General features: G+C 74.9%; 22 protein-coding genes. 14 read left to right on the top strand and 8 right to left on the bottom strand.

Annotated elements, in window-relative coordinates; genetic code table 11:
- Positions 1 to 17: 17 nt before the first annotated feature.
- Positions 18 to 203 (bottom strand): hypothetical protein, encoded by a 186-nt coding sequence (locus tag FH969_RS04815; RefSeq protein ID WP_139986323.1) that lies wholly within the window; start codon positions 201 to 203, stop codon positions 18 to 20.
- Between the two features lie 293 nt (positions 204 to 496).
- Here FH969_RS04815 and FH969_RS04810 point away from each other — a divergent pair, with 293 nt between their 5' ends.
- From FH969_RS04810 to FH969_RS04795, 4 genes are all read left to right on the top strand, one after another.
- Positions 497 to 1,114: an RNA polymerase sigma factor gene (locus tag FH969_RS04810; protein WP_180359670.1), complete on the top strand. Its 618-nt coding sequence runs from the start codon at positions 497 to 499 to the stop codon at positions 1,112 to 1,114.
- Positions 1,111 to 2,364, top strand: coding sequence for a serine/threonine-protein kinase (locus tag FH969_RS04805; RefSeq protein WP_139986321.1), 1,254 nt, complete (start codon positions 1,111 to 1,113; stop codon positions 2,362 to 2,364). Before FH969_RS04810 ends, FH969_RS04805 begins: the two co-directional genes overlap by 4 nt.
- A gap of 129 nt (positions 2,365 to 2,493) precedes the next feature.
- On the top strand, positions 2,494 to 3,147 hold the full coding sequence (locus tag FH969_RS04800; protein WP_139986320.1) for a hypothetical protein: 654 nt from the start codon (positions 2,494 to 2,496) through the stop codon (positions 3,145 to 3,147).
- Complete coding sequence (locus tag FH969_RS04795) at positions 3,144 to 3,749, top strand: OmpA family protein (protein WP_108717536.1); 606 nt, start codon at positions 3,144 to 3,146, stop codon at positions 3,747 to 3,749. Before FH969_RS04800 ends, FH969_RS04795 begins: the two co-directional genes overlap by 4 nt.
- Before the next feature lie 387 nt (positions 3,750 to 4,136).
- On the opposite strand, the gene FH969_RS04790 is transcribed toward FH969_RS04795, so the two are convergent.
- Positions 4,137 to 4,943, bottom strand: coding sequence for a LysR family substrate-binding domain-containing protein (locus FH969_RS04790; RefSeq protein WP_108719899.1), 807 nt, complete (start codon positions 4,941 to 4,943; stop codon positions 4,137 to 4,139).
- Complete coding sequence (locus FH969_RS04785) at positions 4,940 to 5,152, bottom strand: DUF7455 domain-containing protein (protein ID WP_108719898.1); 213 nt, start codon at positions 5,150 to 5,152, stop codon at positions 4,940 to 4,942. The genes FH969_RS04790 and FH969_RS04785 overlap by 4 nt, the downstream gene beginning before the upstream one ends.
- Positions 5,153 to 5,336: 184 nt before the next feature.
- Here FH969_RS04785 and FH969_RS04780 point away from each other — a divergent pair, with 184 nt between their 5' ends.
- Positions 5,337 to 7,463: a DNA gyrase/topoisomerase IV subunit B gene (locus tag FH969_RS04780; protein ID WP_139986319.1), complete on the top strand. Its 2,127-nt coding sequence runs from the start codon at positions 5,337 to 5,339 to the stop codon at positions 7,461 to 7,463.
- Positions 7,464 to 7,608: 145 nt separating this feature from the next.
- A complete protein-coding gene (locus FH969_RS04775; protein WP_139986318.1) occupies positions 7,609 to 8,655 on the top strand; it encodes a GNAT family N-acetyltransferase in 1,047 nt (348 codons plus the stop codon).
- Here FH969_RS04775 and FH969_RS04770 read toward each other — a convergent pair.
- Positions 8,652 to 11,132: a DNA gyrase/topoisomerase IV subunit A gene (locus FH969_RS04770; RefSeq protein WP_234417654.1), complete on the bottom strand. Its 2,481-nt coding sequence runs from the start codon at positions 11,130 to 11,132 to the stop codon at positions 8,652 to 8,654. The two genes, FH969_RS04775 and FH969_RS04770, sit on opposite strands and share 4 nt — an antisense overlap.
- 70 nt (positions 11,133 to 11,202) lie before the next feature.
- On the opposite strand from FH969_RS04770, the gene FH969_RS04765 reads away from it, so the two are divergent.
- From FH969_RS04765 to FH969_RS04755, 3 genes are all read left to right on the top strand, one after another.
- On the top strand, positions 11,203 to 13,812 hold the full coding sequence (locus FH969_RS04765; RefSeq protein WP_139986317.1) for a GNAT family N-acetyltransferase: 2,610 nt from the start codon (positions 11,203 to 11,205) through the stop codon (positions 13,810 to 13,812).
- 134 nt (positions 13,813 to 13,946) lie between these two features.
- Positions 13,947 to 14,513: a DUF5998 family protein gene (locus tag FH969_RS04760; protein WP_108717531.1), complete on the top strand. Its 567-nt coding sequence runs from the start codon at positions 13,947 to 13,949 to the stop codon at positions 14,511 to 14,513.
- Entirely contained in the window at positions 14,510 to 15,733 is a 1,224-nt protein-coding gene (locus FH969_RS04755) for an alkaline phosphatase family protein (protein ID WP_246071707.1), read from the top strand. The genes FH969_RS04760 and FH969_RS04755 overlap by 4 nt, the downstream gene beginning before the upstream one ends.
- Before the next feature lie 11 nt (positions 15,734 to 15,744).
- Here FH969_RS04755 and sepH read toward each other — a convergent pair whose 3' ends face one another.
- Complete coding sequence (sepH, locus tag FH969_RS04750; protein ID WP_139986316.1) at positions 15,745 to 17,007, bottom strand: septation protein SepH; 1,263 nt, start codon at positions 17,005 to 17,007, stop codon at positions 15,745 to 15,747.
- 393 nt (positions 17,008 to 17,400) lie between these two features.
- Here sepH and FH969_RS04745 point away from each other — a divergent pair, with 393 nt between their 5' ends.
- Positions 17,401 to 17,700, top strand: coding sequence for a DUF4193 domain-containing protein (locus FH969_RS04745; RefSeq protein ID WP_108717529.1), 300 nt, complete (start codon positions 17,401 to 17,403; stop codon positions 17,698 to 17,700).
- Positions 17,701 to 17,797: 97 nt separating this feature from the next.
- On the opposite strand, the gene FH969_RS04740 is transcribed toward FH969_RS04745, so the two are convergent.
- Positions 17,798 to 18,277 (bottom strand): DUF3093 domain-containing protein, encoded by a 480-nt coding sequence (locus FH969_RS04740; protein ID WP_139986315.1) that lies wholly within the window; start codon positions 18,275 to 18,277, stop codon positions 17,798 to 17,800.
- A gap of 71 nt (positions 18,278 to 18,348) precedes the next feature.
- Between FH969_RS04740 and dut the strand changes: the two genes are divergently transcribed.
- The 4 genes from dut to FH969_RS04720 are packed head-to-tail and all read left to right on the top strand — an operon-like array spanning position 18,349 to position 20,888.
- The gene (dut, locus tag FH969_RS04735) at positions 18,349 to 18,837 is read left to right on the top strand and encodes a dUTP diphosphatase (RefSeq protein WP_139986329.1); all 489 of its coding nucleotides are present in this window, start codon (positions 18,349 to 18,351) and stop codon (positions 18,835 to 18,837) included.
- Positions 18,837 to 19,583: a DUF3710 domain-containing protein gene (locus FH969_RS04730; RefSeq protein ID WP_139986314.1), complete on the top strand. Its 747-nt coding sequence runs from the start codon at positions 18,837 to 18,839 to the stop codon at positions 19,581 to 19,583. The genes dut and FH969_RS04730 overlap by 1 nt, the downstream gene beginning before the upstream one ends.
- A gap of 1 nt (position 19,584) precedes the next feature.
- On the top strand, positions 19,585 to 19,965 hold the full coding sequence (locus FH969_RS04725; RefSeq protein WP_139986313.1) for a single stranded DNA-binding domain-containing protein: 381 nt from the start codon (positions 19,585 to 19,587) through the stop codon (positions 19,963 to 19,965).
- On the top strand, positions 19,962 to 20,888 hold the full coding sequence (locus FH969_RS04720) for a DUF3159 domain-containing protein (RefSeq protein ID WP_246071706.1): 927 nt from the start codon (positions 19,962 to 19,964) through the stop codon (positions 20,886 to 20,888). Before FH969_RS04725 ends, FH969_RS04720 begins: the two co-directional genes overlap by 4 nt.
- Here FH969_RS04720 and FH969_RS04715 read toward each other — a convergent pair.
- Both FH969_RS04715 and FH969_RS04710 read right to left on the bottom strand, forming a co-directional pair.
- The gene (locus FH969_RS04715) at positions 20,785 to 21,522 is read right to left on the bottom strand and encodes a potassium channel family protein (RefSeq protein WP_108717525.1); all 738 of its coding nucleotides are present in this window, start codon (positions 21,520 to 21,522) and stop codon (positions 20,785 to 20,787) included. The genes FH969_RS04720 and FH969_RS04715 overlap by 104 nt on opposite strands.
- Positions 21,519 to 22,172, bottom strand: coding sequence for a potassium channel family protein (locus FH969_RS04710; protein WP_108719893.1), 654 nt, complete (start codon positions 22,170 to 22,172; stop codon positions 21,519 to 21,521). The genes FH969_RS04715 and FH969_RS04710 overlap by 4 nt, the downstream gene beginning before the upstream one ends.
- Positions 22,173 to 22,182: the final 10 nt, after the last annotated feature.

The raw sequence follows: 22,182 nt of genomic DNA, 5'->3' as shown, positions 1-22,182 counted from the left end.
CGCACGCGCCCCGGCGCTCACTCGGTCACCTCGGCGAGCTGCTCGGCGCGGGTGATGTCCTCGTGCAGGTCGAGCATGTCCCCGACCGTCCAGCCACCGTTCACGCGACGCTGCACAGCGTGGTCGGCGTCGAGGACCCGCTCCCGACACGCGTCGAGGCGCACCGCCTCACTCGTCCAGTCCGTAACCGTGATCGTGCTCATCACTACCGCTCCCGTCAGTCGGAGATATCCCAACCCACAGCGCTGGACGTGAGCCCTGGGAGAACGCCGATTCGTACAGCGCTCAGCCGTCCCGAGTGCGCGACTACCTCGACTGACCTTCGTCCCACACCGAGACGGGCCCGGCACTGACGTGCCGGGCCCGTTCGCGTCCCACGGTGCGGTCGGTCGCGACGTGCTCCCGGGTCGGCCTCGGCCACCCTGCGAGCCACCCGGTCTAGGGTGTGCAGGCGATGCGCCCCTGCACCCGGGGCGCGCTGACGGTCGGAGGGCGCGTGACGGAGCACGACCACGCCGCGGACCTTCGACGCGCGCTGCGGGCCGGGGACGGCCTGGCGGCTCGGCACCTGCGCGAGGGGGTCGACCCGGACGAGCGCTGGGCGGTCCTCGCGCAGGAGGGCGCTTCAGGATCGGTGCTCGCCGTCGAGCTGCTGGTCGAGGAGCTCGACCGCAGCGGCACGGTGCGCCGGCTCGTGCGACGGTCGCTGCTGGACGAGAGCGCGGTCGACGACGTGGTGCAGGACACCTTCGTGTCCGTCGCCGGGTCGATCGGGCAGTTCGGCGGCGACGCCAAGGTGACCACCTGGGTGCACCGCATCGCGCAGCGCCGCGTCGTCGACCACCTGCGTCGACAGCGCACGACGGCGGAGCTCACCGACTCCGACCTCGGCCCCTCCGCCCGCATCAGCTCGATGATCGCCGCCCGAGTCACGGTGCGGGACGCCGTCGAGCGCCTTCCCGAGCTGTACCGCGAGCCCGTGCTGCTGCGCGACCTCGCCGGCCTCGACTACGCCACGATCGCCGAGCGGCTCGGCCGCTCGGTCGGCACGGTGAAGTCGCAGATCGCCCGCGGTCGGGCGATGGTCGCGGCGCTCGTGGGGGAGCCGGGGTGAGCGAGCCCGCGCTCGGCCGCTACCGCCTGCTCTCCGTGCTGGGCGTCGGCTCCTTCGCCACCGTGCACCGCGCGCGGGACGACCGGCTCGAGTCCGACGTCGTGGTCAAGGTGCTGGCCGAGAACCACAGCCTCAACCTCGAGATCCGGGAGCGGTTCATCGCGGAGGGGCGCAGCCTGCGCCGCGTGGTGAGCCCGCACGTCGTCACGGTGCACGACATCGGCGAGTCCGAGCGCGGGCAGCCCTACCTCGTGCTCTCGCTCGCGGATCGCGGCACGCTCGCCGCGCGCGTCCGGGAGCTGCGCTCTGCGGGCTGGACGGCCACGGCGGACGACGTGCTCGCCGTCGCCCGCGCGCTCGCCGCCGCCCTCTCCGCGGTGCACGCCGCGCAGCTGGTGCACCGCGACCTGAGCCCGGAGAACGTGCTGCTGACCTCGGTCGCCGGACTGGAGCGCGGCGACGCGCCGAGGGCCGAGGCAACCGGTGGCTTGGTGCGTGCCGACGAACGGCTCGTCCTCGCCGACCTCGGGCTGTGCAAGGACCTCGCGCTGAGCTCCGGGCTCACCGTGGCCGGGGGGACGACGGGGTTTCGCCCGCCGGAGCAGCGCGACGCCGGCGTGGTCGACATGCGCGCCGACCTGTGGGCGCTGTCCGCGCTCGTGCGCTGGCTCGCCGCCGACGCCGCGCTGCCCGAGGAGCTCGCCGTCGTGCTGGGGCGCAGCCTCGCGGACGACCCGGAGCGACGGCACCCCGACGTGCGCGCCTGGCTCACCGACGTCGAGCGCGCGCTGGCGCCGCAGCCGGTCGGATCCGACCCGGGGGACGCCGCCACGTCGGGAGGGCGCGACGGCGGGACGAGCGACGACGGCGCAGCTCACCCTCCGGTGCGACGCTTGCGTCGGGCGAGGGTGCTGACCGCACTGGGCGCGCTGGTGCTGGTCCTCGCGCTCGGCGTCACCGTCGGGCTTCTCGTGGCGCGCTCGAGTGGCCCGGGCGATGCGACGGCGACCGCGCGGATCGCGATCTCGGGGCCGGTGCAGGCGCAGGTGGGCGTGCCGGTGACGTTCGAGGCCGACGTCGACGGCGCCACCACCTGGGTCTGGACGCTGCCGAGCGGGGAGTTCGTGCCCGACGCCGAGTCGGTCACCGTGACGGCGTCCGCGCCGGAAGCGGCCCGGGTGGTCCTCAGCGCCCTGGACGACGCGGGCCGCGAGCTGCGGACCGAGCACGGCTTCCGGGTGACGCAGTGACGGCGATGAGGTCGACGAGAGGGAAGGTGAAGGCGACGGTGAGCGCGGCAAGCTCGGAAACCCTGCAACTTTTCCCCCTCCGACGCCGACGAACCTGGTGTGAGCAACCCACCGACCCAAGGAGCTGACATGACTCACCACGACCAGAACCGGCGGACGGCGTTCCTTCTCCCCGTCGTGCTGCTGACGGGCGCGTTCGCGCTCTCTGCGTGCACGGGCGACCAGGCCACGTTCGACCCCTCGGGGGAGGGCGACGCGCCCGCCAGCGCGGGCGCGACGCCCACGGGAGGCAACGCGCCGAGCCAGGGCTCGACGTCGGACGCCTCCGCTGCCGCGAGCGGGGGAGACGCCGCCGGGATCGACCCGAACGACGTGGTCGCGGAGTACACGGTGCCGCTGCCCCCGGGTGCGGAGGCTGCCGAGGGCAGCACCGTGACGGTCGGCGTGCACGAGCTGCGCGTGCAGGGCGACGTGATGCTGCTCGAGCTCTACGTGACCCCCGACATCGCCGTGGACAGCTCGCAGGAGTGGTCGCTGTACGACCTGGGCGGCGAGCGTTCGATGTGGCCGATCCTCAACGACGCGGCGAACCTCAAGCAGTACAACCTGCTGATGGACGACCTGGGCCGGCGCTGGGTCGTCGACAACCTGTACACCACTACGACCGACGGGGTGACCGCGCTGTGGTGGGGCTACTACGCGGCGCCGGAGGACGACATCGACACGATCTCGGTCCAGGTGACGCAGGGTCACCCCGTGATCGACGTCCCCATCGAGCGATGAGCGCCGCACGCGCCACGTGGATGGCCACGCTGGCACTCGCCGCCACGCTCGTCACAGCGCCCGCGCTCGCGTACAGCGGGCCCCCCGTCGACTCGCCCACCCCGCCCGCGCAGCCGCCGACACCGACGCTGAGCCAGCTCGACGCCTCGGTCCTGCGCTTCACGAACCCGGGCGTGCTGCGCTTCACGGACCCGGGCGTGCTGCGCTTCTGGGCCGAGGGCAGCGTGTCGACCCTGGCCACGACCGAGCAGTCGGCGGGATCGACGACGATCACGCTCGCGACCGACATCCTCTTCCGGCCCGACCTGTGGGACGTCCCGGAGAACGCGCGCGAGCAGATCGTCGACCTGGTGGCGCAGATCCCGAGCGGCGCGAACGTGTCGGTCGCGGGACACACGGACTCGGTGGTCGGCGCGGTCGACAACCAGGAGCTGTCCCAGCACCGCGCCGACGCGGTGGCCGCCGTGATCGCGGCCGCTCGGCCCGACCTCGTGCTTGACGTCCAGGGGTACGGTCCCACCCGTCCCGCGGTGGCCGAGGACCCCGCCAACCCGGCGACGTATGCCGCCAACCGGCGGGTGGAGATCGTCTACCAGGGCTGAGCAGCGCCGCGTTGCGCTCGGAGGCGCGGGGAACGGCCCGTGGCGACGAGAACGGTCCGCTGCGGTCGCGGTGGTTGCGCCGGGAACGGCCCGTGGCGACGAGAACGGTCCGCAGCGGGCCGTTCTCGTCGCGGTGGGCCGTTCTGGGCGGAAACGGGAGGGGGATTGGGCCGTCTGGGCGCGGCAGGGCGGTTCTGGGTATGGGCGGCGCCTCGGTGATGGGAAGTGGGCGCGGTGGTTGCGCCGGGAACGGCCCGTGGCGACGAGAACGGTCCGCAGCGGGCCATTCTCGTCGCGGTGGGCCTTCTGGGCGGAGATGGGAAGCGGGCAGTGGGCCGTCTGAGCGCGGGGTGGTGATCGGAGCGGGCGCGGCGCGTCGGTCGGGCGTCAGCGCCCGCGCCGACGCCCGCCAGACCGTGGGCCGGCGGAGCCGGTGTGCCGTCGGTCGCCTGGGGGCCGTCCGCCGCGCCGATCGTCGGTGGCGCCTCGCCCGCCGTCGCGCTTACCGGCCGCGCGGGCACCTCTCTCGCGCGCACCGCCATCTGGCTCGTCGCGGCCGCCGGCGCGGTCGCGACCACGTGTGGAGGCCGCGGTCCGACCGCGCACCACCCCGATGAGGTCGTCCACGAGGGGCGGCGTCTCGCCGTCGGGCGCGGGTCGCCAGGCGAGGCCCACCTGCGAGGTGGGCGCGTCGCGCAGCGGCCGCAGCTCGACGTCGCGGCGGTGCAGGGCGCGCGCGAGGGCGCGAGGCAGCACGCAGACGCCCGCCTCCGCACCGACGAGCTCGAGCGCGTCGGCCGTGGTGGCGGGAGCGCGGCCGACGAACCGCTCGCCGGGCGCGCCGGACCAGTGCAGCACGTCGTCGGCGGGGACGAGGAGGGTCTCCTCGGCGAGGTCGCCGGGCGTGAGCTCCTCGAGCAGGGTGAGGACGTGCTCCCGGGGCAGCGCGACGACCGTCTCCTCCACCCACAGCGGGATGCGCGCGAGGTCGCCGCTCGCGAGGGGCAGGCGAAGGAAGGCGGCGTCTGCCGTCGCGGCCACGAGGGTGGCCTCGGCGCCCGAGGCGGGGACCTCGAGGAGGTCAAGGGGCACCGCGGGGTAGCGCTCGCGCCAGGTGTCGACCCAGCGTCCCGGGCTCACCCCGGGCACGACGGCGAGGCGCAGCCGGGAGGCGTGCTCGCCGTCGGGGGTCAGCGCAGGTCCGGGGCGGAGGTGGCGTGCAGGCGGTCCGTCTCGTCGAGGATCTCGACGGCGATGTCGCTGAGAGCCGGGGTGAGGGCGCGCCCGTGGTGGGCGCAGAAGTACAGCTGGCCGGACTCGAGCGTGACGCGGACGTAGGCCTGCGCACCGCAGCGGTCGCAGCGGTCGGCGACGGTCAGCTCGGCGGTCGGAGTCGTGGTCACGTGTCCATGGAACCACCTCGGGCGCCCGGACCACGGGAGGGTTCGCTGACCGCGTAGCGGCGCGTTGCGCGGATCACGTCGGTGCCGGCCCCGCCCTCCAGAACGCCGGAGGACCCCGCGCGAGCCGCCCGGGACCGGGGCGCGCCTGCCCGGCGAGGTCGGCGCGGCGACCTAGCATGACGCGGTGAGCACCCCCGAGTCGTCCTACACCGCACGCCACCTCTCGGTCCTCGAGGGGCTCGAGGCGGTCCGCAAGCGCCCCGGGATGTACATCGGCTCGACCGACTCACGCGGGCTCATGCACTGCGTCTGGGAGATCATCGACAACGCGGTCGACGAGGCCCTGGCCGGGCACGGCACGCTCATCGAGGTCGTGCTGCACGCGGACGAGAGCGTCGAGGTGATCGACCACGCGCGCGGCATCCCGGTCGACACGGTGGAGAAGCTCGGCCTGTCCGGCGTCGAGGTCGTGTTCACGAAGCTGCACGCCGGCGGCAAGTTCGGCGGCGGGTCCTACGGCTCCTCCGGCGGCCTGCACGGCGTGGGTGCCTCGGTCGTCAACGCGCTGTCCTCGCGGCTCGACGTCGAGGTCGACCGCGGCGGCAAGACCTACCGGATGACGTTCCGCCGCGGCGAGCCCGGCACGTTCGCCGACGGGCCGGGCGGTCCGGGACCCGACTCGCCGTTCACGCCGTTCACCGACCGCAGCGAGCTCGCCGTCGTCGGCAAGGTGGCGCGCGGCCGCACCGGCACGCGCATCCGCTACTGGGCCGACCGGCAGATCTTCCCGGCGAGTGCGACGTTCGCCTACGACGAGCTCATCACGCGCGCCCGCCAGACCTCCTTCCTCGTCCCGGGCCTCGAGATCGTGGTGCGCGACGAGCGCCGCCGCCCGGGCACGCCCGGTGAGCACGGCGTGGTCGAGGAGCGTTTCAAGCACGACGGCGGCACGCGCGACTTCGTGGAGTTCCTCGCCCCCGCGGACCCCCCGGTCACGGACGTGTGGCTGCTGCGCGGCAGCGGCACGTTCACCGAGACGGTGCAGCAGCTGGACGGCAAGGGTCACCTCGTGGCGACCGACGTCGAGCGCACGTGCGAGGTCGACGTCGCCCTGCGCTGGGGTCAGGGCTACGAGACCGAGGTGCGCACGTTCGTCAACATCATCGCCACCCCGAAGGGCGGCACCCACCTCACCGGCTTCGAGCAGGCGCTGCTCAAGGTGCTGCGCCGCGAGATCGAGGCGAACGCACGGCGGCTCAAGCTCACGGCGAAGAACGGCAAGGACAAGGTCGAGAAGGACGACGCGCTCGCCGGCCTCACGGCCGTGCTCATGGTCCGGCTGCCCGAGCCGCAGTTCGAGGGGCAGACGAAGGAGGTGCTCGGCACGGCGCCGGTACGCCAGGTCGTGGCGAAGGTCGTCGAGACCGAGCTCACGGCTCACCTGCAGTCCACCGCCCGGACGACCAAGGCGCAGGCCGCCGCCCTGCTGGAGAAGGTCGTCGACGAGATGCGGGCTCGGGTGTCCGCCCGCACCCAGAAGGAGATCTCGCGCCGCAAGAGCGCGCTCGAGGCGTCCTCGCTGCCGGACAAGCTCGCGGACTGCCGCACGGACGACGTCGCCCGGTCGGAGCTGTTCATCGTCGAGGGCGACAGCGCGCTCGGCACGGCCAAGCACGCACGTAACTCCGACTTCCAGGCACTGCTGCCGATCCGCGGCAAGATCCTCAACGTCCAGAAGGCCTCGCTCTCGGACATGCTCGGCAACGCCGAGTGCGCGTCGATCATCCAGGTGATCGGTGCCGGCTCGGGCCGGTCGTTCGACCTCGACGCCGCGCGGTACGGCCGCGTCGTCCTCATGACCGACGCCGATGTCGACGGCGCGCACATCCGCACGCTGCTGCTCACCCTGTTCTTCCGGTACATGCGCCCCCTGGTGGACGCCGGGCGCGTGTTCGCCGCGGTGCCGCCCCTGCACCGGGTGGAGACGTACGGGTCGGGCGGCAAGCCGGGGGAGATGACCTACACGTACTCCGAGGCCGAGCTGCACCGGCTGCTCGCCCGGCTGGAGCGCTCGGGCAAGCGCTACAAGGAGCCGATCCAGCGCTACAAGGGTCTCGGGGAGATGGACGCCGACCAGCTGGCCGAGACCACGATGGACCCCGCGCACCGCACGCTGCGGCGCGTCACGATGGCGGACGCGACCCGCGCGGAGGAGGTCTTCGAGCTGCTCATGGGCAACGACGTCGCGCCGCGCAAGGACTTCATCGTGGCCGGTGCGGCGGGCCTGGACCGCGAGCGGATCGACGCCTGAGGGCCTGCGCGGGTCCGCCGCGCCCAGCCCTGGACTCGGCGCGCTCGGCCGGCTGGGGCTGCTCGGGGGGCTCGGCCGGCCCGCCGGACTCCCAGGTGCGAGGCGCTCGGGGGAGGCCCGCGGGCCCTCCCGTAGGCTCGGCCCCATGACGCTGGAGGAACCACCGCTGCGCCCGCCGGGCGACCGCGAGTCCGCTCCGGCGTCCCTGCCGGCCCCGCCGGCGCTCGAGGGGATCAGCTGGCGCGGCCTCGACCGACTCGACCTGCCCGCCCTCGCGGCGCTCGTCGCGGCGTGCGAGGAGCACGACGACCCGCCCTACCGCACGAGCGAGGACGAGCTCGCCGAGGACCTGTTCGACGGCTCGGCGTGCGACCCGGACGTCAACACGATCGCCGGCGTCACGGCCGACGGCGCACTCGTCGCGTACGCCCGGGTGCGGGCGCTGCCCGGCCACGAGGTCAACGTGCGGGTGTTCCTCGGCGGCGGCGTCCACCCCGAGGTCCGGCGCCGCGGCGTGGGAACCGGGCTCGTGGCGTGGCAGGTGGCCCGGGCGCGGCAGCTGCTCGCGGAGCTGCCCCCCCAGGTCCCGGCCCGGATCGCGACCTACGTCGAGGACGGCATGGGTGACCAGGAGGCGCTCCTGCGCCGCGCGGGGTTCGAGCCACGGCGCTACTACACCGAGCTGCGCCGCGACCTCGCCCTGCCGATCCCGGCGACCACCATCGCGGCGTCGCTGCGGGTCGAGCCGTGGACCCAGGAGCTGGACGACCAGGTGCGTCAGGCGCACAACGAGGCGTTCGCCGACCACTGGGACGCCGAGCCGCAGACGCCCGAGGCCTGGCAGGAGGGCAACAGCCACTTCGCCCCCGAGTGGAGCTTCGTCGTCATGGACCGCTCCACCGACCGGGTGCGCATCGCGGGCTACCTGCTGTCGGGCAGGTACGAGCAGGACTGGCCCGCGTTCGGGTACACCGTCGGCTACACCGACCTGCTCGGGGTGCGCCGCGAGTGGCGCGGCCGGCGCGTGGCCACCGCACTGCTCACGACGGCGATGCGCGCGTACGCGGCCGACGGCATGCAGTACGCGGCGCTCGGCGTGGACACCGAGAGCCGCACCGGCGCGTTCGGGCTGTACGAGGGGCTCGGCTACGTCCCGACCCGCAGCTCGGTGCTCTGGAGCATCGAGGTCTAGCCGATCCCGGCCACCGGGTGCGTGAGCGGCCGGCCGGAGCCGTCCCGGCGGTCGTCCAGCTCGGGCAGCTCGACGGGCTGGCCACCGGAGCCCACGGCGCGGGCCGGGTCCGGCCCGACCCAGGCCAGCACGAGGGCGTCCTCGCCGCGCAGGAACCGGTGCGCCCGGACCCCGCCGGTGCCGCGGCCCTTGCCCGGGTAGGCGGCGAACGGCGTCACCTTGGCGGTCCCGGGCGCGGTCCCCGGAAGCGCGCCGGACGCGCCCGCGACGGTCACAACGACCGTGTCGTCGGCCCGGCCGTGCGGGACGACGGCGAGGTGCACCACCCGGCTCCCGCCGTCGACCTTGACCCCGGCCATGCCGCCGGCCGCGCGGCCCTGCGCGCGCACCTGGGCCGCGGGGAAGTGCAGCAGCTGCGCGTCCGAGGTCACGAGCACGAGCTCGTCGTCGTCGCGTGCGGGGACCGCCGCGACCACCTCGTCGCCGGGTCGCAGCGCGAGGCACTCCCACGCCTCGCCGCGCACGGGGCGGTCCCCGGGGGCGACGCGCTTGACCATGCCCTGCGCGGTGGCGAGGGCGAGCACCGGTGAGTCGGGCTCGATCGCGGTGAGCGCGAGGATGCGTTCGCCGCGCTCGAGCGTCACGAGGTCGGCCGCCACCGCGCCACCGGCGAGGCTCGGCGCCCCGTCGGTGCTCGGCAGCGTCGGCACGTCGAGCACGGACAGCTCCACGATCCGCCCCCGCGAGGTGACGACGCCGACCGTGGCGCGTGCCGACGTCGAGACCTGGGCGGCGAGCGCGTCGTGCGCGGACCGCGACCCGGTGCGGACCACGGGTGCGTCGTCGCCGGTCCGCGCCACGAGGCCGGTCACCGACAGCAGCACGGTGCAGGGGGTGTCGGGCACCTCGAGCGGAACCGCCCCGCCGCGGCCCGCGGCCGGCGCGGACAGCGCGGTCACGGCGCCGCCCGCGGACTCCAGCAGCACCGTGCGCCGTGGCGTTCCGTACCGGCGGGCCACCTCGGCGAGCTCGTCGGACACGACGCCGCGCAGCACCGCGTCGTCGGCGAGGATCGCCTCGAGCTCCGCGATCTGCGCGAGCAGCTCGCCCTGCTCGCGCTCGAGCTCGATCGTGGAGAACTTGGTCAGCCGGCGCAGCTGCAGCTCGAGGATGTACTCCGCCTGCGCCTGGGAGAGGTCGAAGACCTGCTGCAGGCGGGTGCGCGCCGTCGCGGCGTCCTCGCTCGAGCGGATGACGGCGATGACCTCGTCGATGTCGGCGATCGCGACGAGCAGGCCGCGTACGAGGTGCAGGCGGTCCTGTCGGCGGCCGAGGCGGTACTCGGTGCGCCGCCGCACCACCTCCAGGCGGTGGTCGACGTACACGACCAGCAGCTCGCGCAGCCCGAGCGTGCGCGGCTGACCGTCGACGAGCGCGACGTTGTTGATGCCGAAGGAGTCCTCCAGCGGGCTGTGCCGGTACAGCTGCTCGAGCACGGCCTCCGGGTTGAACCCGGTCTTGACCTCGATCACGAGGCGCGTGCCGTTGGTGCGGTCGGACAGGTCCACCACGTCGGACACGCCCTGGACCTTCTTGGCCCGGACGGCGTCGACGATCTTCGACTTCGCCTTCTCCGGCCCGACGAGATAGGGCAGCTCGGAGACGACGATGCCCTTGCGGCGCGGCGTGATCGACTCGATCTTCGCCGTCGCGCGCGTGCGGAACGAGCCGCGCCCGCCGGCGTACGCCTCGCGAACGCCCTCGAGGCCGATGATCCGGCCGCCGCCGGGCAGGTCGGGCCCGGGGACGAAGCGCATGAGCGCCTCGAGGTCGGCGTCCGGGTGGGCGATGAGGTGCCGGGCCGCGGCGACCACCTCGACGAGGTTGTGCGGCGGCATGTTGGTCGCCATCCCGACCGCGATCCCCGAGGCCCCGTTGACGAGCAGGTTCGGGATCGCGGCGGGCAGCACCTCGGGCTGGCGGAACTGGTTGTCGTAGTTCGGGACCATGGTGACGACGTCCTCGTCCAGGTCCGCCGTCATCGCCAGGGCCGCCGGCGCGAGCCGGGCCTCGGTGTACCGGGGCGCCGCCGGACCGTTGTCGAGCGAGCCGAAGTTGCCGTGCCCGTCCACCAGCGGCAGGCGCAAGGAGAAGTCCTGCGCCATGCGCACGAGCGCGTCGTAGATCGCGGTGTCGCCGTGCGGGTGCAGCTTGCCCATCACCTCGCCCACGACGCGGGCCGACTTCACGTGCCCCCGGTCGGGTCGCAGGCCCATCTGGTCCATCTGGAACAGGATCCGGCGCTGGACGGGCTTGAGCCCGTCCCGGGCGTCCGGCAGGGCGCGGGCGTAGATGACCGAGTAGGCGTACTCCAGGAAGGAGTCCTGCATCTCGGACGTGACGTCGATGTCGACCACCGACCCCACCCGGTCCGCGCCGGGGGAGTTTCGGCCGCTCGGGCGGGAGGCGTCAGGCACGCCTCCCATCATCACCGACGAACGGGCGTTCGCCTGCCAGCCTCGCCGGGCCCCGGTTAGGGTGACGGTCATGCAGCCCGCTGGAGAGCCGTACCCCCGGCACTGGGAGGCGGACGTGCTGCTGCGGGACGGCTCGACCATGCGGATCCGGCCGATCCGCCCCACCGACGCCGACGCGCTGCAGGCGTTCCACGTCGCGCAGAGCGAGGAGTCGATCTACTTCCGGTTCTTCGCGCCGCTGCGCCGGCTGCCCGAGCGCGACCTGGAGCGCCTCGTCACGGTGGACCACGTCGACCGGGTCGCGCTCGTCGTCGTCTCCGGGTCGGCGATCGTCGCCGTCGGGCGCTACGACCGGATCGACGCCGACTCCGCCGAGGTCGCGTTCAACGTGTCCGACGTCTACCAGGGCCGCGGCCTCGGGTCGGTGCTGCTCGAGCACCTCGCGGCCGCCGCGCGCGAGCGGGGCGTGTCCACGTTCGTGGCGGACGTCCTGCCGGGCAACGCGAAGATGATCCGTGTCTTCACCGACGCGGGCTACGACGTCGTGCAGCGGTACGAGGACGGCGTGATCTCGCTGTCGTTCGCGATCGAGGCGACCGACCGGTCCCTCGAGGTCGTCGCGAGCCGCGAGCAGCGCACCGACGCGGCGTCGATGCGGATGCTCCTGGACCCCACGGGCGTGCTCGTGGTCACCGACGGCCACGACGCCGCGTTCGCGCGCCGGGTCGCCGCGAACCTCACCGGCACCCTCGCGCACTGCGTCGGCGAGGCCCTGGCCGACGTCGCCGCGCAGGCCGGCCACACCTGGTCGGCCGACCTGGCGGGTGCGCCGGAGGACCCGCTCCAGCTCGCCGTCGTCGCCGCGTCGCCGCACGCCGTGCTCGACCTGCTGGCCCCCCTCGCGGCCCGCGGGGTGCGGGGCGTGGTGCTCCTGTCCGACGGTTTCGACGCGCCCGACGGCGACGCCCCGCGCCTGAGCGACCTCGTGACGGCCGCGCGCGAGGCGGGTCTGCGGCTGATCGGTCCGCGCTCGTTCGGCGTGTCCGTGGCGCGCGGCGACCGCGTGGTCAACGCGACGCTGCGCACCGAGCCCCTGACGCCCGGCCCGGCCGCGTTCTTCTGCCAGTCCGGCGCGATGGCGCAGGAGATGATGGACGAGGTCGAGACGTACGGCGCACGGGTGGGCACGTTCGTCTCGGCGGGACACCGCGCCGACGTCTCCGGCAACGACGTGCTGCAGTACCTCGCGGGTCAGAGCGACGTCCGCGTCGTCGGGATGTACCTGGAGTCCCTCGGCAACCCGCGCAAGTTCGCGCGCGTCGCGAGCCGCGTCAGCGCGGCGGTCCCGGTCGTAGCCGTGGTGGGCGCCAGCCAGCGCGAGCGGTCGCGGGAGGCCGGCACCCTGGGGCGCGGGGCCGTCGAGGAGGCCATGCTCGCGGCGGGCGTCCTCGTGGCTCCGACGATGCGCGCGATGGTGGCCGCGACCACGCTGTTCGCCCACCAGGAGCTCCCGCGCGGGGCACGCGTCGCGGTCCTCACCACCGCCGCGTCGGTGGCGCGGCTCGTCGCGGCGCAGGTCGCGCACCTGGACCCCGACCCCGTCGTGGTCCAGCTGCCGTGGGCCAGCCCGCCCGGGGCCGTGGTCGAGGCCGCCGCGACGCTCGCGACCCGGGAGGACTGGGACGTCGCGCTCGCCGTGTACTCCCCGCCGCTGGGGCCGCCGGAGGCCGAGGTGCTCGAGGCCATTGCACGACTGGGGTCGGGGGAGCGACCGGTGCTCGCCGTCGTGCCCGGTCTCGTCGGCGTGACGCCCGGCCTCACGCATGAGCGGACCGTCCCCGCGTTCCCGTCCGTCGAGGACGCCGTGGCGGCGCTGGAGCTGGCGGACGCGTACGCGCGCTGGCGGCGCACCGACCGCGGTCACCTCGTCGCGCCCGACGGCGTGGACCTGCGTCGTGCGCGTGAGCTCGTCGCCGCGGAGGTCGCCCACGCGGCACCGGGGGAGCGGGTGCGCCTCGGACGTGACCGGACGCGCGAGCTGCTCTCGGCCTTCGGGATCGAGGTGCTGCCCAGCCGCGAGGTGCGCTCGACGTCGCAGGCGCTCGCCGCCGCGCGCGACCTCGGCTGGCCCGTGGCCGTGAAGTCGACCGACGCGATGCTGCGCCACCGCGCGGACCTGGGCGGAGTCCGGCTGGACGTCGCGGGGCCGATCGAGCTCGTCGAGGCGGTCCGCCAGGTGCGGCTGCGCCAGGACGCGCACGCCCCGGTGGAGATCCAGCCGATGGCGCCGCTCGGCGTGGCGTGCGTCGTCACGGCCGGCGAGGACCGCCTCCTCGGCCCGGTCGTCTCGTTCGGCCTCGCGGGCGACGCGACCGACCTGCTCGACGACGCGTCCTACGCGATGCCGCCGCTGCGCACCGGTGACGTGCACCGGCTCGTGCACTCCGTCCGCGCCGCGCCGCGGCTGCTCGGGCAGCGCGGGGGCGAGAGCGTCGACGTCGCGGCCCTGGAGGACTTGCTCGCGCGGGTCGCCGAGGCCGTCGAGGCGCTCCCGCAGCTGCACCGCGTCGAGCTGCGGCCGGCGCTCGCCTCGCCCGAGGGCGTCGTCGTGCTCTCCGCCCACGTGGACCTCACGCCCGAGTCCCGGCCCGACGGCGGGCGGCGCGCGCTACGCGCCTGACGCCGCGCGCGACGCGCCTGACGCCGCGCGCTACGGGCTCGCGGCCTGCGGCTTGCGGCTGGCGCGCGGCACCAGCCCGGGGCCCGGGCTGTGGGCATCGCCCGCGGGGCGGCCCGGGATGGAACAATGTCGCGGTGCGCCGACCCACCTCAACCGACCTCGTGCAGGACCTGCACCGGTGCGGGTACTACCCGGACCTCGTCGCGGACGTCATCGACGTCGCGCTCGCCGGTGAGGAGGTGGTCGCCCACCTCCTGCAGCCCGAGACGACGTTCGACGACGCCGAGGTGCGCCGTCACCTCACCGCCCTCGTGCTCACGCCGCACCGGCTGATCGTGGCGCACGTCGACGACCACACGCTCGACGGCGAGGCGCAGGCCCTCGCGAGCACCGAGGCCGTGCCCCTGCGTGAGGTGCGCTCGGTCGTCATCACCCAGGGCTTCACCGACCCCGCCCAGCACGACGGCGTCTCCCGCCGGCGCGACCTCACGATGTCCCTGGGCTGGGGTGCCGTCCAGCGCATCGACCTCGAGCCCGCGACGTGCGGGGATCCGCAGTGCGAGGCCGACCACGGGCTGACCGGCGCTGCCACGCCGGACGACCTCGTGGTGCGGGTCAGCGCCGAGGCCGAGGGCGAGGAGGCGCTGGGTGCCGCGCTCGGGTTCGCGCGCGCCCTGTCCGCCGCGACCGCACGCACGTGACCGGACCCACGGCCGCCGAGGTCGCCGCGCCGGACCCGCCGCAGCTGCACCCACCCGCCGGGCTCGAGCTGCCGGGCACGCGGCGGCCGCTGCGCGGACTGCTGCCGGACGTCGCGCGCTCGCTCGGTGCCGTCCTGCCCGACCTGCCGGGCGCCGGGCTCGACCTTTCCGCGGGGGAGCGCGCCGTCGTCGTGCTCGTCGACGGGCTCGGCGCCGAGGCGCTCACCGCACGCGCGGGGCACGCGCCCGTGCTGCGCGGGATGCTCGCCGACGCCGCCGCGGCGGGCGAACCGCACGCGAGCGCCGGCTACCCCAGCACGACCGCGGCGTCGCTCGGCTCGTTCGGTACCGGGCGCAGCCCCGGCGAGACGGGACTGCTCGGCTACTCGCTGCGCTGCCCCGACGCGGCGGCGCTCGGGCTGCCCCCCGCCGATCAGCTCGTCAACCTCGTCTCGTGGACCGCCGGTCCGGGTGCACCCGTGCCCGACGCGCGCACGTGGCAGCCGCTGCCGACCGTCTTCGAGCGGTTCGAGGGCGCCTCCACGGCGATCGGCAAGTCCAAGTTCGCCGGCTCCGGGCTCACCACGGCGGCCCTGCGCGGCGCGACGTTCGTGCCGGCCGACCGGTGGGACGACGCCGTCGAGGCCACGCTCACCGCCCTGCGCCGACCCGGCCTCGTCTACCTGTACTGGGGCGCGCTCGACGCGGTCGGGCACCAGCGCGGCTGGGCGGCGCCCGAGTGGGGCGAGGAGCTCGCCGCGCTCGACGCGGGGCTGCGCACGCTGCTGCGCCGGGCGCCGCGCGGGACGACCGTGCTCGTCACGGCCGACCACGGCATGGTCGACGTCACCGAGCGCCTCGACGTCGCCGAGACCCCGGCGCTGCGCGAGCAGGTGGTGCTCGTGGCGGGCGAGCCGCGCGCGCTGCACGTGCACCTCGAGCCCGGCGCCGAGATCGGCGCGGCGCACGAGCGCTGGGCCGAGGCGCTGGGCGAGCGGGCGTGGGTGCTGACCGGGGCTGACGCAGCGGCCGGCGGGCTGTTCGGCCCGGTCGCCGACCGCAACCGCGCCCTGATCGGCGACCTCGTGGTCGCCCTCACGGGCACGACGGCGGTCGTCGACTCGCGCAGCCAGAGCGCCGCGTCGCTGCGGCTGGTCGGGATGCACGGCTCGCTCACGACGGCGGAGCTCGCCGTCCCCGCGCTCGTCACCCGGACCTGAGGTCGGTTCGGTCAGTCCGAGCGCGACCCGAACACGATCTCGTCCCAGGACGGCACCGACGTGCGCCGCGAGCGGGACTTCCCCCGCGCGGGCGCGGCGGGCGCTGCCGGGTCCTCAGCCGTGGCCGCGGTGTCATCGGACCCGGACTCCGCCCCGGAGGCGCCGGTGGTGGAGTCTGCGGCCGCACGGCGCAGGCGGAGGACCGGTGGGACCGGGAAGAGACCCTCCTCGGCGGGTGCGTCGACGTCGGTGCCGCCGAGCCCGGGGGAGCGCGAGTCACCGAGAACGTCCGGGTCGCCCGGCTCGAGAAGGCCCCCGCTCGAGGCGCGCTCGTCGCCGTCGTCCGCTGCGCCGTCGTCCCGTGCAGCGTGACCGCGCCGCCCGCGGCGGGCCGTCAGCTCGGCCAGCAGGGAGTCCGTCGCGCTGGCCGCGCCGGCGTCGTCCGCTGCGCCAGCGTGCGCCGCGGGGTCGGCACCGGGCACGTCCTCGGCGGTTGCCGCGCCGTGCGTCGAGCGCCCGCGCTCACCGGGCTGCGGGCCGGCGGTCGACCCGACGGAGGGTCCGTCGGCCCCTGACCCGGCCGCCGCGGCTGGTCCCGCCGACCCCGTCGACCCGGCCGAGCCGCGCAGGTCGCGGATCACGAGATCGGCGCCGCGGCGGTGCTCGCCAGCCTCGACGTCGAACGGCGTCGCGCCGCGCGGGCGACGCGTGGTGAGGTCGGTCTCGGAGAGCCAGCGGCTCTCGTCGTCGAGCGCGGTGATCGAACGGGCCTGGAGGTCGACGTGCCACGCGGCGCGGCGCACCGCGGCGCCCGCGGTGAACGTGACGCTGACCTCCCACGGCTCGCCGGCTCGGCGCAGGGCGTCCCACTCGGCCTCGGACTCCACGCCACGGGCGGCGAGCCGGTCCAGCACGAGGTCCCCGAGCGTGGGCGCGCCCACCTCGTGACCGATCGCCAGGGCGCGCGTCTGCTGCACGATCCACGTGCGTTCCGCCTGCACCGGACCCTCGAACCGGCGCACCGCCTCGAGGGCGACGCCGCCCGCGGCGGCGACCTCCTCGACGCTCGCGCCCGCGCGGATCCGTGCCTGGATCTCCCGAGGGGACAGCGGGCTGCGCTCGGCTGCGCGCAGCGCCTCCAGGTGCGGGCGGTCCCGCCGCACGGCGACGCGCAGGGGCTCGTCGATCACGAGCAGGTAGCGCTGCCCCTCGCCGTCGACGAGGACCAGGTGCTCGCCGTCGGCGTGCAGGCTCTCGAGCTGTAGCTCACGCATGTGGCCTCCTTCTGCCCCCAGGGTGCCACCTGGCACGCGAGGACCGTGGGACCCGGTGCGGAGTGTGGCCGCCTCCGGACCATCTCGACGCGGTCCGAGGGCTTGCGCGGCGGCGACGCGGCACGGTCGGTCGCGACGTCGTCCTCAGCCGTCTCGACTGCCTCGCGAGACCGGGAACAACCGCGGGGTTGCGTGCGTTAGGCGCAGTGTCCGGCCCCGTGGAGCCGTCGGCCGATCCCGGTCGGCGACACCCCGGAGGGCGGGCCGCGTGCGGTCGGGTCTCGTTTGGTGCACAATCACCCCGCTCGACCTGCCCGCCGAGTCGGCGAACCGGCCCGACGTGAATCCCTGGGTGGACAACCACCCGACGAAGACGGAGTGTGACGCCCCACCATGGCGACCGATTACGACGCCCCCCGCAAGACCGACGAAGAGCTCAACGAGGACTCCCTCGAGGAGCTGAAGGCCCGCCGCAACGAGAAGACCTCGGCCGTGGTGGACGAGGACGAGACCGAGGCCGCCGAGGGGTTCGAGCTGCCCGGCGCCGACCTGTCCGGTGAGGAGATCACCGTCCGCGTCCTTCCGCGGCAGGCGGACGAGTTCACGTGCACGCGGTGCTTCCTCGTGCACCACCGCAGCCAGCTCGCGTTCAGCGACTCGGTCGGAGCGGTCTGCGCGGAGTGCGCCGCCTGATCCGACCCTCAGCGACAGCACGGCCCCCGGCTCCAGCCGGGGGCCGTCGTCGTCTCGGCGCGGTCGTCCTTCGACCGCGGACCCGGCCTGAGTGCCGTCAGGCGACGGGTGGACGGATCGCCTGCAGCGCGCGTGCCAGCTCGTCCGCGCGCCGGGAGGAGACGACCCAGTACGGCGTCGGGTCCGCGTCGTCGCGCACCTCGACCTGCACGGCGGTGCGGATCCAGCCGCGGTGCGCGAGGTAGGCGCGCGCGTCCGCACCCGGCCCCAGGACGTGCCGGGTCGCCTCGGCGTCGAGCGCGCGCACCTCGCCGATGTGCCACGCGTCCAGGAACGCGCGGCCGGCGCGCAGGCCCGGGTCGGTGCCGTCGCTCACGCTGACGCGGTCGGCGGTCCGGGCCAGCAGCAGCACGATGGTGGCGGTCACCACGATCGCGGTCGCCAGGGCGGTCACCTCCGAGAGCGGGAAGACCACGAGCCCCGCCAGCAGACCCCCGAACGGTGCGAGCACCCAGGCCCCCGCGGAGGGCCACTGACGCTCCACGAACACGTCGGCGGACTCGACAGCGGGGGGCATGTGTCCAAGCCTGCCACGGCGCCGGGGCCGTGCAGACGCGCAGGTAGAGTGGCCGGGTGACGCACGACGGCATGGCGGGAGCGCCCGGGGAGGGCCCCGAGGAGGTCGACGTCGCGATCAAGATCCTCGACGACGGCATCGAGCCGCCCACCTATGCGCACCGGTTCGACGCGGGTGCGGACCTGCGCGCACGGGTCGCCGTGACCCTCGAGCCGGGTGAGCGTGCCACCGTGCCCACGGGGCTCGCGCTGGCGGTGCCGCGGGGGTTCGTCGCGCTGGTGCACCCCCGCTCCGGCCTGGCCGCGCGGCACGGGGTCACCGTGCTCAACGCACCCGGCACGATCGACGCGGACTACCGCGGCGAGGTCGCCGTCGTGCTCGTCAACACGTCACGTGACCGCGCGGTCACGCTCGAGCGGGGCGACCGGATCGCCCAGCTCGTGCTGCAGCGCGTGGCGCACGCACGCTGGCAGGTCGCACAGGACCTGCCCGAGACCGTCCGCGGGACGGGCGGTTTCGGTTCCACGGGCGGGTTCGTCCCCGCCGGAGAGGACTCCTGATGGCTCTGTTCGGTCGACGCCGCCGCGAGGCGGAGGAGACAGCGCCCGAGCCGGCTGCCGAGGCGGCCGACGGCGAGGCCACCCCGGACGACGGCGAGGCCGACGCCGGCGAGGCCACGCTCTCGCCCGAGGCGGTGCCCGCCGGCGAGCGTGGCCCGTGGGACGTCGCCGACGCCGACGACCGCCCCGGCCGCGTGGACCTCGGCGCGCTGCGCATCCCCGGCCGCAACGGGATGGCGCTGCGGATGGAGCTGGACCGCCAGTCCAAGCGCGTCATGGCGGCCAACGTGACGATCGGCCAGTCCAACCTGCAGCTGCAGGCGTTCGCCGCACCGCGCACTGCGGGCATCTGGGACGAGATCCGCGGCCAGATCGCCGCGCAGATCACGGCCCAGGGCGGTTCGGTGCAGGAGGCCAAGGGCCCGTTCGGCGCCGAGCTGCTCGCGCTGCTCCCGGTGCGGGACCAGGCCGGCAACGTGGCACGCCGGCCGGCCCGGTTCCTCGGCGTGGACGGACCGCGCTGGTTCCTGCGCGGCGTGCTCACCGGGGCAGCCCTCGCCGACCGCGCGGCCGCGACGCAGATGGAGCAGTACTTCTCCGAGGTGGTCGTGGTGCGCGGCAGCGAGGCCAAGCCGCCGAGCGAGCTGCTCACCCTCACGATGCCCGGCCGGCCGGCGCCCGCCGAGCCGGCGCCCGCGCAGCCGGACCTGCTCCGCCGCGGTCCCGAGATCACCGAGGTGCGCTGAGGTGGGGGCGACCTCGGCCCGCGTCGGCTGGCTCGCCAGCCACGCCGAGCTCCAGGCATCGGAGCAGCGCAGCTGGGTCGAGCGGTACCAGACCGAGGACATCGCCGCCCTCCAGCCGCGCCACCGCAGCCGTGTGGCCGGCGTGCTGCGCTCCGTGACGTACGCGCCGGTGGGCTCGACGACGGCGCTGCGCGCGGAGCTGTTCGACGGCACCGGCTCGATCGAGCTGTGCTGGACGGGACGCCGCGACGTGCCCGGGATCGTGCCCGGCCGGCGGCTGCTCGCCACCGGCATGGTGGCGCGCGGCGAGGCGCGCCAGGCGCGCCTGCTGATGTTCAACCCGCGCTACGACCTCATCGCCACCAGGCCGGGTGCCGGGTGAGCGACGCGGCGCGGGACCGCGTCGACGGCGCCGCCCCCACCGCACCAGACGCTGGGCCGGACGCCTCGCCCGCCGCCACGCCCCCTGTTGCCAGGCCCGCCGCTCCCGACGGCGTGTCCCACGCCGGTCCCGCCGTCGCGCCCGCGGTGACTCCCGCCGTCGTGCCCGCGACCGCTCGCGAGCTGGCGCCGGACGTCGCGCGCGCGCAGGGCCTGCGGGCGCTCGGCGGCGAGGGCTTCTCGCTCGAGGAGGCCGTCGGCGGGTGGCGCGGGCTGATCGAGTCGGTCGCGCCCGGGTTCGTCTTCGTCGTCGTCTTCGTCGTCACGAACGAGGTGCGACCGCCTGTCCTGGCCTCGCTCGCCGTCGCGGCGATCGCCGTCGTCGCGCGGCTGGTGCGTCGTAGCCCGGTGACGTACGCGCTCGGCGGCGTGCTCGGCGTCGGGATCGGCGCCTTCTGGGCCTGGCGCTCGGGCGACGCCGAGAACTACTTCGCGTGGGGCCTGCTCACGAACGCCGCGTTCGCGCTCGGCGTGGGGATCTCCCTCGCGGTGCGCTGGCCGCTGGTGGGGATCGTGGTGAGCGCGCTCGGCCTGGCGCCCAAGGCCCCGGTCGACGCACGGACCGAGGCGGGTGCCGCCGTCGAACCGGGCGAGCCGGCTCCGCCCGTGCTGGACTCCTCGTGGCGGCGCGACCCGCAGGCGATGCGCCGCTACACGATCGCCACGTGGCTCTGGTTCGCCGCGTTCGTGCTGCGCCTGGCCGTCCAGCTGCCGCTCTACCTCGGCGGCGAGGTCGCCTGGCTCGGCACGGCCCGGCTCGTCATGGGGCTGCCGCTGTGGGCGCTGGTGCTGTGGCTGACGTGGCTGCTGGTCCGGCGTCCAGGACACGCTGGAGCTGCTGCACGGGCGTCCCGTCGGGACTGAGGTGCGCGTCGACCTTGTCGGCCACCACGAACAGCAGCTGGTCCCCGCCCTCCAGGGCGTCGTCCGGGCTCGGCGGGATCGGGTGGTTGCTGCGGATGATGGTGGCGAGCACCACGTCGAGCGGCCAGGCCACCTCACCGACGCGGCGCCCCACGAGCGGGGAGCTGTCGGGGAGTGCGACCTCGTACATCCCCGCACCGGAGGACTGCAGCTCGAAGAGCTTGACGAGGTCCCCCACGCTGACGGCCTCCTCGACGAGCGCCGTCATGATCCGCGGCGTCGAGACAGGGACGTCCACACCCCACGTCTCGTCGAACATCCACTCGTTCTTCGGGTTGTTCACGCGCGCGACGGTGCGCGGCACCGCGAACTCCGTCCGGGCGATGAGCGACAGCACGAGGTTCACCTTGTCGTCGCCCGTCGCCGCCACGACGACGTCGCAGTCCTCCAGGCCCGCCTGCTCCAGGGTCGCCATCTCGCACGCGTCCCCGAGCAGCCAGCGGGCGCGCGACACGCTGGCCACGCGCATCGCGGCGGGGTTGCGGTCGATGAGCGTGACGTCGTGGCCGTGCCCGAGCAGCTCGCGGGCGATGGACCGGCCGACACTGCCGGCACCGGCGATGACAGCCTTCATGACTCCTCCTTGCGCGGCGGCGTGGCGAGCACGCGCTGGACGGCGTTCGCGGACGACGGCGCACACAGCACGTGCGCGACGTCGTTCTCCTGCACCACGGACTCGGGGGTGAGGAGCATGCCGGCGCCCCAGCGGGTGAGGAAGGCGACCCGGGCGCCCGACGCCTGCTCGAGGCGAGCCACGGGCACGCCGATCCAGCCCGCGTGCAGCGACATCTCCACGAGCGCGACCTTCCCCGAGGAGTCGGTGTACTCGGTCATCTCACGGGCCGGCAGCAGGCGACGCAGCATCTGGTCCACCGTCCACCGCACGGTGGCGACGGTCGGGATGCCGAGCCGCGAGTACATCTCGGCGCGGCCGGCGTCGTAGATCCGCGCGACCACGTTGTCGACGCCGAAGGTCTCGCGCACCACGCGGGCGGCGAGGATGTTGGAGTTGTCGCCGTTGGACACCGCGGCGAACGCGTAGGCCTCGTCGATGCCGGCCTGGGTCAGGGCGTCCCGGTCGAACCCCATGCCGGTGACGCGTCGTCCGGAGAAGTCGGCCGGGAGCCGGCGGAACGCCTCGGGGTTGGAGTCGATGACGGCCACCGAGTGGCCCTGGTTCTCGAGCGTCTCCGCGAGCATGACGCCCACGCGGCCCGCACCCATGATGACGACG

It is taken from the genome of Miniimonas arenae (genome assembly GCF_006351005.1).
Lineage (GTDB): Bacteria > Actinomycetota > Actinomycetes > Actinomycetales > Beutenbergiaceae > Miniimonas > Miniimonas arenae.
This window is presented reverse-complemented; position numbering and strand designations above follow the sequence as displayed.

Coding starts and splice junctions, on each gene's coding strand:
- FH969_RS04815 (WP_139986323.1), bottom strand. CDS start 203: ATGAGCACGATCACGGTTACGGACTGGACGAGTGAGGCGGTGCGCCTC.
- FH969_RS04800 (WP_139986320.1), top strand. CDS start 2,494: ATGACTCACCACGACCAGAACCGGCGGACGGCGTTCCTTCTCCCCGTC.
- FH969_RS04795 (WP_108717536.1), top strand. CDS start 3,144: ATGAGCGCCGCACGCGCCACGTGGATGGCCACGCTGGCACTCGCCGCC.
- FH969_RS04775 (WP_139986318.1), top strand. CDS start 7,609: ATGACGCTGGAGGAACCACCGCTGCGCCCGCCGGGCGACCGCGAGTCC.
- FH969_RS04765 (WP_139986317.1), top strand. CDS start 11,203: ATGCAGCCCGCTGGAGAGCCGTACCCCCGGCACTGGGAGGCGGACGTG.
- sepH (WP_139986316.1), bottom strand. CDS start 17,007: ATGCGTGAGCTACAGCTCGAGAGCCTGCACGCCGACGGCGAGCACCTG.
- FH969_RS04745 (WP_108717529.1), top strand. CDS start 17,401: ATGGCGACCGATTACGACGCCCCCCGCAAGACCGACGAAGAGCTCAAC.
- FH969_RS04740 (WP_139986315.1), bottom strand. CDS start 18,277: ATGCCCCCCGCTGTCGAGTCCGCCGACGTGTTCGTGGAGCGTCAGTGG.
- dut (WP_139986329.1), top strand. CDS start 18,349: ATGGCGGGAGCGCCCGGGGAGGGCCCCGAGGAGGTCGACGTCGCGATC.
- FH969_RS04730 (WP_139986314.1), top strand. CDS start 18,837: ATGGCTCTGTTCGGTCGACGCCGCCGCGAGGCGGAGGAGACAGCGCCC.
- FH969_RS04715 (WP_108717525.1), bottom strand. CDS start 21,522: ATGAAGGCTGTCATCGCCGGTGCCGGCAGTGTCGGCCGGTCCATCGCC.
- FH969_RS04710 (WP_108719893.1), bottom strand. CDS start 22,172: ATGGGTGCGGGCCGCGTGGGCGTCATGCTCGCGGAGACGCTCGAGAAC.